Source organism: Pseudomonas atagonensis (genome assembly GCF_011369485.1).
Classification (GTDB): Bacteria; Pseudomonadota; Gammaproteobacteria; order Pseudomonadales; family Pseudomonadaceae; genus Aquipseudomonas; species Aquipseudomonas atagonensis.
In genome coordinates, this window is the sequence record NZ_VXCA01000033.1 from 25,664 (window position 1) to 39,980 (window position 14,317).

At 60.4% G+C, this 14,317-nt stretch carries 15 protein-coding genes; 9 read left to right on the plus strand and 6 right to left on the minus strand.

Going from position 1 to position 14,317, the window contains the following annotated elements:
• The 5 genes from tusC (at window position 1) to F2P67_RS22540 (ending at window position 3,075) form a co-directional block, all read left to right on the plus strand.
• Entirely contained in the window at window positions 1-357 is a 357-nt protein-coding gene (gene tusC / locus F2P67_RS22520) for a sulfurtransferase complex subunit TusC (protein ID WP_166223907.1), read from the plus strand.
• Window positions 357-650 (plus strand): sulfurtransferase complex subunit TusB, encoded by a 294-nt coding sequence (gene tusB / locus F2P67_RS22525; protein ID WP_166223910.1) that lies wholly within the window; start codon window positions 357-359, stop codon window positions 648-650. Before tusC ends, tusB begins: the two co-directional genes overlap by 1 nt.
• Entirely contained in the window at window positions 647-982 is a 336-nt protein-coding gene (locus F2P67_RS22530) for a TusE/DsrC/DsvC family sulfur relay protein (protein WP_166223913.1), read from the plus strand. Before tusB ends, F2P67_RS22530 begins: the two co-directional genes overlap by 4 nt.
• The gene (locus F2P67_RS22535; RefSeq protein ID WP_166223916.1) at window positions 979-1,980 is read left to right on the plus strand and encodes a glycosyl transferase family protein; all 1,002 of its coding nucleotides are present in this window, start codon (window positions 979-981) and stop codon (window positions 1,978-1,980) included. The genes F2P67_RS22530 and F2P67_RS22535 overlap by 4 nt, the downstream gene beginning before the upstream one ends.
• Window positions 1,981-2,073: 93 nt before the next feature.
• Window positions 2,074-3,075: a glutathione S-transferase family protein gene (locus tag F2P67_RS22540; RefSeq protein ID WP_166223919.1), complete on the plus strand. Its 1,002-nt coding sequence runs from the start codon at window positions 2,074-2,076 to the stop codon at window positions 3,073-3,075.
• 121 nt (window positions 3,076-3,196) lie between these two features.
• Here the strand turns inward: F2P67_RS22540 and cysG are convergent, their stop codons facing one another.
• The 6 genes from cysG to F2P67_RS22570 all read right to left on the minus strand — a co-directional run bounded on the left by cysG (window position 3,197) and on the right by F2P67_RS22570 (window position 10,923).
• Entirely contained in the window at window positions 3,197-4,591 is a 1,395-nt protein-coding gene (gene cysG / locus F2P67_RS22545) for a siroheme synthase CysG (RefSeq protein WP_166223922.1), read from the minus strand.
• On the minus strand, window positions 4,592-5,872 hold the full coding sequence (serS, locus tag F2P67_RS22550) for a serine--tRNA ligase (protein ID WP_166223925.1): 1,281 nt from the start codon (window positions 5,870-5,872) through the stop codon (window positions 4,592-4,594).
• 15 nt (window positions 5,873-5,887) lie between these two features.
• Window positions 5,888-6,262, minus strand: a complete 375-nt coding sequence (crcB, locus tag F2P67_RS22555; RefSeq protein ID WP_025109012.1) for a fluoride efflux transporter CrcB — start codon at window positions 6,260-6,262, stop codon at window positions 5,888-5,890.
• Entirely contained in the window at window positions 6,262-7,584 is a 1,323-nt protein-coding gene (locus F2P67_RS22560; RefSeq protein ID WP_166223928.1) for a replication-associated recombination protein A, read from the minus strand. The genes crcB and F2P67_RS22560 overlap by 1 nt, the downstream gene beginning before the upstream one ends.
• 209 nt (window positions 7,585-7,793) lie before the next feature.
• Window positions 7,794-8,414 carry an outer membrane lipoprotein periplasmic chaperone LolA gene (lolA, locus tag F2P67_RS22565; RefSeq protein WP_166223931.1) on the minus strand — a complete coding sequence of 207 codons (621 nt, stop codon included), beginning with the start codon at window positions 8,412-8,414 and terminating at the stop codon, window positions 7,794-7,796.
• Between the two features lie 67 nt (window positions 8,415-8,481).
• Window positions 8,482-10,923: a DNA translocase FtsK gene (locus tag F2P67_RS22570; RefSeq protein ID WP_166223936.1), complete on the minus strand. Its 2,442-nt coding sequence runs from the start codon at window positions 10,921-10,923 to the stop codon at window positions 8,482-8,484.
• Between the two features lie 263 nt (window positions 10,924-11,186).
• Between F2P67_RS22570 and trxB the strand changes: the two genes are divergently transcribed.
• The 4 genes from trxB to infA all read left to right on the plus strand — a co-directional run bounded on the left by trxB (window position 11,187) and on the right by infA (window position 13,986).
• A complete protein-coding gene (gene trxB, locus F2P67_RS22575) occupies window positions 11,187-12,146 on the plus strand; it encodes a thioredoxin-disulfide reductase (protein WP_166223939.1) in 960 nt (319 codons plus the stop codon).
• Window positions 12,147-12,209: 63 nt separating this feature from the next.
• Window positions 12,210-12,890: a leucyl/phenylalanyl-tRNA--protein transferase gene (gene aat / locus F2P67_RS22580; protein WP_166223942.1), complete on the plus strand. Its 681-nt coding sequence runs from the start codon at window positions 12,210-12,212 to the stop codon at window positions 12,888-12,890.
• A 57-nt stretch (window positions 12,891-12,947) separates the two neighbouring features.
• Window positions 12,948-13,655, plus strand: coding sequence for an arginyltransferase (locus F2P67_RS22585; RefSeq protein WP_166223945.1), 708 nt, complete (start codon window positions 12,948-12,950; stop codon window positions 13,653-13,655).
• 112 nt (window positions 13,656-13,767) lie between these two features.
• A complete protein-coding gene (infA, locus tag F2P67_RS22590; protein WP_002553999.1) occupies window positions 13,768-13,986 on the plus strand; it encodes a translation initiation factor IF-1 in 219 nt (72 codons plus the stop codon).
• The last annotated feature ends 331 nt before the right edge of the window (window positions 13,987-14,317 follow it).

Consider the following 14,317-nt stretch of genomic DNA (forward strand, 5'->3'; position numbering starts at 1 on the left):
ATGGCCAAGTCCTTGTTGATCATCAGCCGCCAGTCGCCCTGGTCCGGCCCCGGTGCCCGTGAAGCGCTGGACATCGTGCTGGCCGGTGGCGCGTTCGACCTGCCCATCGGCCTGCTGTTTCTTGATGACGGCGTGCTGCAACTGGCCGCCGGGCAAAACGCCAAGGCCTTGCAGCAGAAAGACCTGAGCGCCAACCTGCAGGCGCTGCCGATGTTCGGAGTTGAAGAGTTGTTCTATTGCGCCGACAGCGCCGGCAGCCGAGGGCTGAAAAACCTGTCGCTGGCCGAAGCGCAGCCGCTCGCCGCGCACGAAATCACCGCCCTTATTGACCGTTACGACCAGGTGATCACCCTCTGATGTCGACTTTGCATGTGTTGTCTCATTCCCCGTTCGGCGATGATCGCCTGGACAGTTGTCTGCGCCTGATCGGCAGTGTCGACGCGTTGTTGCTGTCCGGTGACGCTGTTTATGCCCTGCAACCCGGTACGGCGCCGTTCACGGCATTGCAAAGCCGCCAGCTCAAACTCTGGGTGCTGGCCGAAGATGCGCAGGCGCGTGCCGTGCAGGTGCCGGACTGGGCCGACGCCATCGATTACCCGGCCTTCGTCGAACTGTCGATCCACCACGATAAGGTCAACAGCTGGCTATGAATTCCATGACCGTCGGCGCCCGCGCCATTGAACTGGACAAGGATGGCTTTCTGGTCGACCTCAGCGACTGGTCCCGTGACGTCGCCGGCGCCCTCGCCGCCGCCGAAGACATCGAACTGACCGACGATCACTGGGAAGTCCTCGAATTGCTGCGCAGCTTCTATGCCGAATTCCAGCTGTCCCCGGCCACGCGCCCACTGATCAAGTACACCGCGCTGAAACTTGGCCCGGACAAAGGCAACAGCCTGCATCTGAACCGACTGTTCAAAGGCACCCCTGCCAAACTCGCCGCGAAACTGGCGGGCCTGCCCAAACCGACGAATTGCTTATGACCGATTATCCAGCGCTGACCCTCGAAACGCCTGCCGAACATCCGTTCGCCCAATTCGTGCGGATCCTCGGCAAGGGCAAGCGCGGTGCGCGCGACCTCACTCGCGAAGAGGCTCGCGAAGCCATGGGCATGGTGCTCGACGACAAGGTCGAGGATACCCAGCTCGGAGCCTTTCTGATGTTGCTGCGGCACAAGGAAGAAAGCGCCGAGGAAATGGCTGGTTTCACCGAAGCCCTGCGCGAACGCTTGCAGGCGCCGGCACTGAACGTCGATCTGGACTGGCCGACATACGCTGGTAAGAAGCGGCATCTGCCGTGGTATCTGCTGGCCGCTAAATGCCTGGCGCAGAACGGTGTGCGGATTTTCATGCACGGCGGCGGCGCTCACACCGCCGGGCGTCTGTACAGCGAGCAGTTGCTCGGCGAGTTGAACATCCCATTGTGTCGCAACTGGCAACAGGCCGGCGCTGCGCTGGACAACGGCGGTCTGGCATTCATGCCACTGGTGGACTGGGCGCCACAGCTGCAAAACATGATCGACTTGCGCAACACATTGGGCCTGCGCTCGCCGATCCATTCGCTGGCGCGGATTCTTAATCCGTTGAGCGCTCGCTGCGGGCTGCAAAGCATTTTCCATCCCGGCTATCAGGCCGTGCACCGCGATGCCAGCGGTTTGCTCGGTGATACCGCGATTGTGGTCAAGGGCGACGGCGGCGAAATCGAGATCAACCCGGATGCCACCAGCCACCTCTACGGCACCACCGGCGGCGCAAGCTGGGACGAGGAATGGCCGCAGTTGTCGGCGCAACGCCACGTCAAACCTTCATCGCTGGATGTCGAGCATCTGAAAGCCGTGTGGCGCGGCGATGTAGTCGACAGCTATCCGCAAATGGCCCTGATTGCGACCATGGCCCTGGCGTTACGCGGCCTCGGTCAAACCCGCGAACAAGCCTTCGAAACCGCCGAGCAATACTGGGCCGCCCGGGACAAATCGATTTAACCGATCATTCGCGCCCGATCTTTGCGCTTTTTGTTCGAACTCATCGGAATAGACTCGGCTCCAATGATTTATTGGTTCTCAGGAGTCTTGAACATGGGTTTGCTAGTCGATGGCCGCTGGCAGGACAAGTGGTACGAAAGCAGCAAGGACGGCGCGTTCCAGCGCGAACAGGCGAAGCGTCGCAACTGGGTCACCGCTGACGGCCAACCCGGCCCGAGCGGCGAAGGCGGTTTTGCCGCCGAGGCCGGGCGTTATCACCTCTACGTTTCTCTGGCCTGCCCTTGGGCGCATCGCACCCTTATCCTGCGCAAACTCAAAGGCCTGGAAAGTCTGATCGATGTCTCGGTCGTGAGCTGGCTGATGCTGGAAAACGGCTGGACGTTCGATCAGTCGCTCGGCTCGACCGGCGACAAACTCGACGGTTTCGACTTCATGCACCAGCGCTACACCGCTGACACCGCCGATTACACCGGGCGCGTCACCGTGCCGGTGTTGTGGGATAAAAAGCTCAAGCGCATCGTCAGCAATGAATCGGCAGAAATCATCCGCATGTTCAACAGCGCTTTCGATGATTTGACCGGCAATGAGCTGGATTTCTATCCGGCGCCATTGCGCGGCGAGATCGATGCGTTGAACGAGCGGATTTATCCGGCAGTGAACAACGGCGTGTATCGTGCCGGGTTCGCGACTTCGCAACAGGCTTATGAAGAAGCCTTCGCTGAGGTGTTTGCCGAACTGGATCATCTGGAGCGAGTGCTCGGTACCAACCGTTATTTAAGCGGCGAATACCTGACTGAAGCGGACATTCGCCTATTCACCACGATCATCCGTTTTGACGCGGTGTATCACGGGCACTTCAAATGCAACCTGCGGCGGATTGCCGATTACCCGAACCTGTCGAACTGGTTGCGTGAGCTGTATCAGATGCCGGAGATTGGCGAGACCGTGGACTTCCAGCACATCAAGCACCACTACTACGGCAGTCACAAGACCATCAACCCGACGGGGATTGTGCCGAAGGGGCCGGCTCAGGATTTCACTGCTGCCCATGATCGGGCTCGGTTGGCTGGCAAAGGGGTTTGGCGTAGGGGTTGATCTGAAGTTTGTGTGATTTTAGAGGGCCTCATCGCGAACAGGCTCACTCCTACAGGGGATTTGTGAACGACACAGATCCAATGTGGGAGCGAGCCTGCTCGCGAATGGGGCGACTCGGTGTTCAGACTTGCGCCTGAGCCCCTTCAAACCACGCCAGTTTTTCGCGCAGTTGCACCACTTCACCGACGATGACCAGCGTCGGCGCATGGACTTCATGCTCCGCCACCAGGCGCGGCAAGTCTGCCAGCGTGCCGGTAAAGACTCGCTGATTGACCGTGGTGCCCTGCTGAATCAGCGCTGCCGGGGTATTCGCCGCACGACCGTGCTTGATCAACTGCTCGCAAATAACCGGCAACCCCACCAGGCCCATGTAGAACACCAGCGTCTGCGCCGGGGCGACAAGGTCGGCCCATGGCAGATCGGTGGAACCGTCCTTCAAATGTCCGGTAACGAAGCGCACGGACTGCGCATAGTCACGATGGGTCAGGGGAATCCCGGCATACGCCGCACAACCGCTGGCCGCCGTGATGCCCGGCACGACCTGGAACGGAATACCGTGGGCCGCCAGTTCTTCGATTTCTTCGCCGCCACGGCCGAAGATGAACGGATCACCGCCCTTCAAGCGCACGACGCGTTTGCCGGCCTTGGCCAGATCGACCAGTTGCTGGTTGATCTGATCCTGCGGCACCGCGTGATCGGCGCGACGTTTGCCAACGTAGACACGCTCGGCGTCGCGACGGCACAACTCGAGAATCGCCGGAGCGACCAAGCGGTCGTACAACACCACGTCAGCTTGCTGCATCAGGCGCAGAGCACGGAACGTCAGCAAGTCCGGATCACCCGGCCCGGCGCCCACCAGATAGACCTCTCCGGTGGTGATGTGCGCTTCGCCATCGATCTTGGCCTGCAGCAGGCGCTCAGCCTCGGCGCCCTGCCCGGCCAGTTGCCGGTCAGCAATCGGCCCCTGGAATACGTCTTCCCAGAACCCGCGACGCTGCTGCACATCCGGAAACAGGCTTTTTACCTGATTACGGAAGCGTGCGGCGAGTCCGGCCAACTGCCCGTAGGTCGATGGAATCCAGGTTTCGATCTTGGCGCGGATCAGCCGCGCCAGCACTGGCGCATCGCCGCCGCTGGACACCGCGATGATCAGCGGCGAACGGTCGACAATCGCCGGGAAGATCACGCTGCACAATTGCGGCGCGTCGACCACGTTGACTGGCACGCAACGTCGATGAGCATCGCTGGAGACTTGTGCGTTCAGCGTCTCATCGTCGGTGGCGGCGATGATCAGCCCGCAACCGTCCAGATCCGCTTCGACGTAACCGCGCAACAGGCATTCGCCACCCGAGCCGGTGACCAGTTCGCGCAATTGCGATTCGATTTCAGGTGCGACCACCCGCAGCAGCGCACCGGCATCGGCCAGCAGGCGGGATTTGCGCAAGGCAATTTCCCCCCCACCGACGACCAACACACGACTGCCGCGCAGGTTGTGAAACAGCGGCAGATATTTCATTTAGCCGATGACCTCAAGGCCACCCATGTACGGCTTCAGCACGTCCGGCACACGGATCGAACCGTCGGCCTGCTGGTAGTTTTCCAGTACCGCAACGAGGGTGCGACCCACCGCCAGGCCGGAACCGTTGAGGGTGTGCACCAGCTCAGGCTTGCCGGTTTCCGGGTTACGGAAACGCGCCTGCATGCGGCGGGCCTGGAAGTCGCCGCAGTTGGAGCACGACGAGATTTCACGGTACTTGTCCTGGCTCGGGATCCACACTTCCAGATCGTAAGTCTTGACCGCGCTGAAGCCCATGTCGCCAGTGCACAGCGCCAGCGTGCGATAAGGCAGGCCGAGCAGTTGCAGGACTTTTTCGGCGTTGGCGGTCAGGCCTTCCAGCGCTTCCATCGACGTCGACGGCTCGACGATCTGCACCATTTCAACTTTGTCGAACTGGTGCTGACGGATCATGCCACGGGTGTCACGACCCGATGCACCGGCTTCGCTACGGAAGCACGGGGTGTGCGCAACGAACTTGATCGGCAGCTGCTTCGAATCGACGATTTCACCGGCCACGATGTTGGTCAGCGACACTTCGGCGGTCGGGATCAGGTACAGATCGGCTTCGCCTTCGCGGGCGATCTTGAACAGATCCTCTTCGAACTTCGGCAACTGACCGGTGCCTTGCAGCGCCGGCGCCTGAACCAGATAAGGCGTGTAAGCCTCTTCGTAGCCGTGCTCGTTGACGTGCAGGTTGATCATGAACTGCGCCAGTGCGCGGTGCAGACGCGCAATCGGGCCGCGCAGCAGGGCGAAACGTGCGCCCGACAGCTTGGCGGCGGTTTCGAAGTCGAGCCAGCCAAACTTCTCGCCCAGGGCCACGTGGTCTTTCACTTCGAAATCGAAAGTCGTCGGGGTGCCCCAGCGGCGCACTTCGACGTTGTCGTCTTCATCTTTGCCGACCGGTACGGATTCGTGCGGCAGGTTCGGAATGCCCAGCAGGATCGAGTCCAGTTCGGTCTGGATCGCGTCCAGCTCGACTTTACCGGCACTCAGTTCGCCCGCCATACGCTCGACGTCCGCCATCAGCGGCGCGATGTCTTCGCCGCGCTGCTTGGCCTGACCGATGGATTTGGAACGCGCGTTACGCTCAGCCTGCAGTGCTTCGGTGCGGGTCTGGACGGTCTTGCGCTGTTCTTCCAGCGCTTCGATGCGCGCGGTATCCAGGGCAAAGCCACGGGAAGCCAGGCGGTCCGCTACGTCCTGAAGGTTGCTACGTAACAGTTTGGAATCGAGCATGTCGGTTTCTCGTTATCAAAGTTTGGTCAAAGACAGGCCAGCCCACGTCGCGAGCAGCCCGCCGAATACGCTGAGTGCCGCATAGCCCAGGGCCAGCGGCACCTGCCCGCTTTCCAGCAGGCGCACCGTATCCAGTGAAAAGGATGAAAAAGTCGTCAGCCCCCCGAGGAAGCCGACCATCAACCCGGCACGCACCTCGATCGGTACTTCCGGGCGTATCAAAAACAGGCCGTACAACACGCCAATCAACAGACAGCCCACGATATTAACGGCCAGCGTCGCGGTATAGAAGTGCCGCGGCCAATTGGCGTTGACCCAATTGGCCGTCGCAAAGCGCAACAAGGTGCCGGCAACCCCGCCGGCGGAGACCGCAACGATCAATGGAAGCACTATTTTCTCCGCTGTCTTGGGCTTAAACGGTCGAGTTGAGCGAGGTGGTTGAGCTTTTCGCCGATCTTTAATTCGAGGCCACGGGGCACCGGCTGATAGAACGGGATCGGGTCGAGCTCTTCCGGAAAATAATCTTCGCCGGCGGCGTAGGCGTCGGGCTCGTCATGGGCATAGCGGTATTCGTCACCGTAACCCAATTGCTTCATCAGTTTGGTCGGCGCATTGCGCAGGTGCAGCGGCACTTCCAGCGAGCCGTGTTCGGCGGCGGCGCGCAGGGCCGTTTTGAAGCCCATGTACACCGCGTTGCTTTTTGGCGCGCAAGCCAGATAAGTGATGGCTTGGGCCACGGCCAACTCGCCTTCCGGGCTACCGAGCCGTTCCTGCACCTCCCACGCCGCGAGGCACAGGCTCAGCGCGCGCGGGTCGGCATTGCCGATGTCTTCGCTGGCCATGCGCACCACGCGCCGGGCCAGATACAGCGGATCGCAACCGCCGTCGATCATCCGCGCGAACCAGTACAGCGCGCCATCGGGGTTGGAGCCACGCACCGATTTGTGCAGTGCGGAGATCTGGTCGTAGAACGCTTCGCCGCCCTTGTCGAAACGCCGACGGGTGTCGCCGAGCAGGCTTTGCAGGAGTTCGGTGCCGATCTCACTGTCGTCTTCGGCCAGGTCCGAGGCGTTTTCCAGCAGATTGAGCAGACGCCGGCCATCGCCATCGGCGGCCGACAGCAACATCTGGAAGCCTTCGTCGTTGAGCGTCAGGTTGCGCTTACCGAGGCCGCGCTCTTCGGTAAGCGCGCGGTGCACCAGTTTGCGCAGCGCCGCTTCGTCGAGGCTTTTCAGCACGTAGACGCGGGCCCGCGACAACAAGGCGTTGTTGAGTTCGAACGAAGGGTTTTCGGTGGTGGCGCCAATGAAAATCAGCGTGCCGTCTTCAACGTAGGGCAGGAACGCGTCCTGCTGGGATTTGTTGAAGCGGTGCACTTCATCGACAAACAAAATCGTGCGCTTGCCGTACTGACCGGCCTGCTGCTTGGCGATTTCAACGGCCTGACGGATCTCCTTGACCCCGGCGAGTACCGCCGAAACCGTTTCGAAGTGCGCATCGGAGACCTCCGCGAGCAACCGCGCCAGGGTGGTTTTACCCACGCCCGGCGGCCCCCAGAAGATCATCGAATGCAGGGCACCCTGCTCCAGCGCCTCACGCAGAGGCTTGCCGCGAGCGAGCACGTGCTCCTGACCGACGTACTCATCCAGATTGGTCGCGCGCAAACGCGCGGCCAGTGGCTGGGCAATCGGTGCACTGCGAAACAGATCCATCACGTAGCGTTGAAACCTCTGATTTTTTGAAGCCTGTTGGTAAACCCTGTGGTGAGGGGATTCATCCCCGTTGGGCTGCGAAGCGGCCCCAAGACCTGCAATTTCGGTGCATCAGGCCTACCGAGCGCAATGGTTTTACGACTGCTACGCAGCCGGACGGGGATAAATCCCCTCGCCACAAAAGCTCCCCGACCAAAGGGCGATACAGTTTATTCCTGGATTACATCGGCACCCTTGGGGATGTCGAACTTGAACTTCGAGGCTGGCACGGCTTCGTTAGCCTTGACCCCGGTGAACAGGATATTGGTGCGCTGGCCGACGCTGTCGATCAGTTGCATGTCATTGACCAGACCGTTGCGGAACGACAGGCGCAGGCTATCGAACAGGGTGTCCTTGGTTTTCGGCTTAAGGGTGAAGTCGATCACGCCACCCGCCTCTTTCGCGCTGATGTCGAAGCTTTGGCTGATCTTCGACACGTCACCGGACAGCAGCAGTGCCGGGGTCTGGGTCAGGCGCTCGTCGAGCTTCTTGATGGTGGCTTGCTCAAGATCCGGGTCCCACAGGGTGACTTTCTTGCCGTCGGAGACCATGGTCTGCTCGGCTGGCGCATTAGTGTGCCAGTAAAACAGACCCGGACGCTGCAGGGTCATGTCGCCGGTGGTTTCCTGCAACTGCGTACCGCTGCCGTCGAGGGTCAGCTGCGAGAAGTTTGCAGTCAGGGTCTTGGATGTTTCCAGCAATTGGGTCAAACGAGCCACGTCCTTGTCATCGGCGTGGGCCGTGAGTGTGGTCAGAGCCAGTACTGGCAGCAGCATGCGGAAAAGACGCATGGGAGTCCTCTTGAATACTCGTTGGGAGAGCGGCGGGACATCATTGTTCCGCCTCTTGCGTTTGCAATCAGTCGCGTACCGGGCCCGGGGCCAGGACTTCACGTGAACCGTTGGTGTTCATCGAGGTGACGACGCCGGCCATTTCCATGGCTTCGATCATCCGGGCGGCGCGGTTGTAGCCGATCTTCAGCTTGCGCTGCACGGCGGAAATCGAGGCGCGGCGGCTTTCCAGCACGAACTGTACGGCTTCGTCATACAGCGCGTCAGCTTCAGGATCATCGCCGTCGCCACCGCCGCTGCTGCCTTCAAAGCCGCTGCCCGCCTCTTCGACACCGTTGAGGATGTCGTCGTTGTACTCCGGCGCGCCACGCAGTTTCCACGCTTCGACCACACGGTGCACTTCATCGTCGGAAACGAACGCGCCGTGAACCCGGATCGGCAGGCTGGTGCCCGGCGGCATGTAGAGCATGTCACCGTGGCCGAGCAGTTGTTCGGCGCCGCCCTGGTCGATGATGGTCCGGGAGTCGATCTTGCTCGACACCTGGAACGCCATACGGGTCGGAATGTTGGCCTTGATCAGGCCGGTGATCACGTCAACCGATGGCCGCTGGGTGGCGAGGATCAAGTGAATACCGGCCGCACGCGCTTTCTGGGCGATACGGGCGATCAGTTCTTCTACCTTCTTGCCGACGATCATCATCATGTCGGCGAATTCGTCCACGACCACGACGATGGTCGGCAACTTCTGCAGCAGTGGCGCTTCGTCGTGGATGCTTTCGCGCTTGTACAGCGGATCGCTCAACGGCTCGCCGGCGTCCTGGGCTTCCTTGACCTTGGCGTTGAAGCCGGACAGGTTGCGCACGCCCATCTTCGCCATCAGTTTGTAACGACGCTCCATTTCAGCCACGCTCCAGCGCAGGGCGTTGGCGGCGTCTTTCATATCGGTCACAACCGGGCAGAGCAAGTGCGGGATGCCTTCGTAGATCGACAGTTCGAGCATTTTCGGGTCGATCATGATCAGCTTGGCGTCTTCCGGGCCGGACTTGAACAGGATCGACAGGATCATCGCGTTCACACCCACCGATTTACCGGAACCAGTGGTACCGGCCACCAGCAAGTGCGGCATCTTCGCCAGGTCGGTGATCACCGGTTTGCCGCCGATGTCGTGGCCCAGCGCCAGGGTAACCGGCGACTTGAAGTTGTCGTACTCAGGCGTCGACAGCACTTCGGAGAAGCGCACGATCTGCCGGTCTTCGTTGGGGATCTCGATACCGACCGTGGTCTTGCCCGGAATCACTTCAACCACCCGCACGCTGGTCACGGCCAGGGAACGTGCAAGGTCTTTGGCGAGGTTGGCGATGCGGCTGACTTTTACCCCGGCAGCAGGCTGGATTTCGTAACGGGTAATCACTGGGCCCGGGTGGATCGAATCCACTGTGACCTCAACGCCGAACTCCTTGAGCTTGATCTCCAGCAGGTGGCCGACCGCCGCCAGGGATTCCGGCGAGTAATTGAGTTGTTTCTTTTCCGCAGGATCAAGAATCGAGATCGGCGGCAAAGTGCCTTCGACGGCGCTGTCGACGAACAACGGCGCCTGCTTCTCTTTCTGCACACGCTTGCTCGGCTCCGGCGCCTTGGCCGGTGCCGGGGCGATGACAGGCGGAACCTGTTTCTCGCGGTCGGACATGTGCTTGCTCAGGGCTTGCTCACGCTCGATCAGGCGTTCTTTGACCTTGGCCTGCTCACGCTTGTCAGTCACCGTCGGTGCGACCACATCGTGGACGCGGTCATCGACTTCACGCAGTTGCGCCACCAGTTGCTTGCGTTCGGTACGCGCCGACCACCAGCGATTGAGCGCGCCCTGGAACAGTTCGAACAGGTCGAGGGTGATCTTGCCGGTGATGTCCATTACCTTGAACCACGACAAGTCCGTGAACACGGTCAGGCCAAACAGAAACAAGGCAATGAACAGCAGCGTGCTGCCCTGGATGTTCAGGGCGTTCTTCGCCAGGTCGCCAAGGCTTTCACCCAGTGCGCCACCGGCACCGGCCGGCAGACCGGTCGCGGCATGAAAATGAATGTGCGCCAGCGCGGCACCGGACAACACCAGAAACACCAGACCGATCAGGCGCCAGGAGAACAGCCAGCCACTCCACTGCCACGGCTCGTGACGCTGACGGAAGATCTGATACGCCTTGATCGCCAGCAGCAACGGAAAGATGTAGGCGAAGTAGCCGAGCACCATGAACAGGATGTCGGCGCTGTAGGAACCCGCCGGGCCACCGAAATTCTGCACGTCGTCGATCTTGCTGTTGTGGCTCCAGCCCGGATCGTCCTTGCCGTAGGTCAGCAACGCCATCATCAGGAACAGACACAGAGCGCCAATGGCGATCAATGCACCTTCCTTGAGCCGGTAGTGCAACTGTTGGCGCCAGAGCGGAACGACTGTTTTTGGTGCTTCGGTGGATTTCTTCAAAACGCTACTTTTCCTGCGCCGAGGCGCGTCCATCTATTGAATGACGATAAAAAACTGCCCAATCCAGGCAGGTAAAAAAGTTAACGGGTGCAACTGAGACTACTTTTAACACTGCGCTCAGGGTTTTATAAACACGGCGCGCGGCGAATATTCTGTAACAGCCCGGCATTGTACGGGTTTGTGCGCCTGATGCCATGCTTCAAACCCCAGTGTTGAGCATAGCCAAGCCGACAAAACCTGCGGTTCAATTTGAGCATGCATTACCTTTTGTGACAAAGGCTTATGAGGTGTATTTGATGAACGCAGCGAAGCATTCACGCCTGATCATTCTCGGCTCCGGCCCGGCCGGCTACAGCGCCGCCGTATACGCCGCCCGCGCCAACCTCAAACCCGTGGTCATCACCGGCCTGCAGGCGGGTGGCCAACTCACCACCACCGTCGAAGTCGACAACTGGCCAGGCGACGTCGAAGGCCTCACCGGCCCGGCGCTGATGGAGCGCATGCAGAAACACGCCGAACGCTTTGCCACAGAGATCGTTTACGACCACATCCACACCGCCAAGTTGCAGCAGCGCCCGTTCGAGCTTATCGGCGACAGCGGCACCTACACCTGCGACGCCCTGATCATCGCCACCGGCGCTTCGGCGCAATACCTCGGCCTGCCATCGGAAGAAGCGTTCGCCGGCAAGGGCGTGTCCGCCTGTGCGACCTGCGACGGGTTCTTTTATCGCAATCAGGTGGTCGCCGTGGTGGGCGGCGGCAATACCGCCGTCGAGGAAGCGCTGTACCTGTCGAACATCGCCAAAGAGGTGCACCTGATCCATCGCCGCGACAAACTGCGCTCGGAGAAAATCCTTCAGGACAAACTCTTCGACAAAGCCACCAACGGCAACGTGCGCCTGCACTGGAACCAGAATCTCGACGAAGTGCTCGGCGATGCCAGCGGCGTCACCGGCGCCCGCCTGCGTGACAGCCACACTGGCGAAACCCGTGAACTGGCGCTGGCCGGCGTGTTCATTGCCATCGGCCACAAACCCAATACCGACCTGTTCGAGGGCCAGTTGCCGATGCGCGACGGCTACCTGCTGATCAAGGGCGGCAACGACGGCGACGCCACGTTCACCGCGATTCCCGGCGTGTTTGCCGCCGGCGACGTCGCCGACCATGTCTATCGCCAGGCCGTGACATCGGCGGGTGCCGGCTGCATGGCCGCGCTCGATGCAGAGAAGTATCTGGACGACATTCCTGTCATTTAACGGCACACTTTATCGCGGGCCGAACAGCCCGCGCCGCCCTCCCCTTCTGCAAGCCTGGATGCCATGCTGACTTGGTTACAACGCAACTCCCTGACTTTTCCGCCGCTGGAAAAGGCCATGCGCGACCCCAACGGATTGCTCGCCGCAGGCGGTGACTTGTCCGCCGATCGGCTGACTCAGGCTTATCGCCATGGCTGTTTTCCGTGGTTTTCCGAAGGGCAGCCGATTCTCTGGTGGTCACCGGATCCCCGCACCGTACTGTTTCCCGACGAGCTGCATGTCTCGCGCAGCCTGGGCAAATTGCTGCGCAAGGAACGCTATCAGGTCACCTTCGATCAGGACTTTGAAGCCGTGATCCGCGCCTGCGCCGCACCCCGCGATTACGCTGACGGCACCTGGATCACCGAAGCCATGCAGGACGCCTACGTCGAATTGCACCGACGCGGCTTCGCCCATTCGGTCGAAGTATGGGATGACGGCAAACTGGTCGGCGGCCTTTATGGCCTGGCCATGGGCCGATTATTTTTTGGTGAATCGATGTTCAGCCGCGCCGATAATGCTTCCAAGTATGGCTTTGCCACACTGGTGCGGCATCTGAAAGACGCAGGCTTTGTGCTGATCGACTGCCAGATGCCGACCGATCATCTGCACAGCCTCGGCGCCCGCGCTATTCCCCGCCGGGAATTTGCAAACTATCTGGCACGCCATCTGGATCAACCCAATCGCGCCACCTGGGTTTGCTGAGCGACTTTTGCGCGCGTGGCTTACACTTAATTCACCAGCTTATCCCGAGGGTTGATCATGACCGAGTTGGCGCGTTTGAAGTTTTATGCCACTCAGCCTCACTCTTGCAGTTATCTGCCTGAGGAGCAGGCCACGACCCTGTTTCTCGATCCGAGTCAGCCCATGGATGTGCATGTCTACGCAGACCTGTCGGAAATGGGCTTTCGTCGCAGCGGCGACCATCTGTATCGACCTCATTGCCAGAACTGCAATGCGTGTGTGCCTGCGCGCATTCCGGTGGCGCAGTTCGTCCCCAATCGTCAGCAGAAGCGCATTTTCAAGCGCAATGCCGATCTGCAGGTACGCCCGGCCAAGCCGCAATTCAGCGAAGAATATTTCGATCTCTACCAACGCTACATCGAACAGCGCCACGCCGACGGCGACATGTACCCGCCGAGCCGCGATCAATTCTCGACGTTTCTGGTGCGCGACTTGCCTTTCTCGCGCTTCTACGAGTTTCGTCTCGACGGACGGTTACTCGCCGTGGCCGTGACCGATTTGCTGCCTAACGGCCTCTCGGCGGTCTACACCTTTTACGAACCCGCCGAAGAACGCCGCAGCCTTGGCCGCTTCGCCATCCTCTGGCAGATCGCCGAGAGCCGGCGCCTGGGGCTTGAGGCGGTGTACCTGGGTTACTGGATCAAAAACTGCAAAAAGATGAACTACAAGACCCAATATCGCCCTATCGAATTGCTGATTAATCAGCGCTGGGTCGTCCTCAACTAATCGCAAGCCCTAAACCCCTTGGCGTAAACCCCATTTTTCGGGCACAATGCACGCCGCTTTTGCCTGGCGCAGTTGCACCGGGCCATTCATTGGATACCGAGGGCTTTACTGCATGTCGAAAGAAGACAGCTTCGAAATGGAAGGCACTGTCGTCGACACCCTGCCCAACACCATGTTTCGTGTGGAGTTGGAAAATGGGCACGTCGTAACCGCGCATATTTCCGGCAAGATGCGCAAGAACTACATTCGTATTCTTACCGGTGACAAAGTGCGCGTCGAGCTGACGCCCTATGACTTGAGCAAAGGGCGCATTACTTACCGCGCTCGTTAATCAAGTCAATACAGAACGCCCGGTTTATGCCGGGCGTTTTTGTATCTGGGGTTTGGGGGTTTTGCTCTTGGGATTGGGGGCATATCCGTTGCTGTGGGTGTTGCCGCTGGCGGGTCGGGAGCATATCCGTTGCTGCAGGTGTTGCCGCTGGCGGGTCGGGAGCATATCCGTTGCTGCGGGTGTTGCCGCTGGCGGGTCGGGAGCATATCCGTTGCTTCGGGTGTTGCCGCTGGCGGGTCGGGAGCATATCCGCTTCTTCGGGTGTCGCCACTGGCGGGTCGGGAGCATATCCGTTTCTTCGGGTGTCGCCACTGGCGGTTTCGCTCTTACA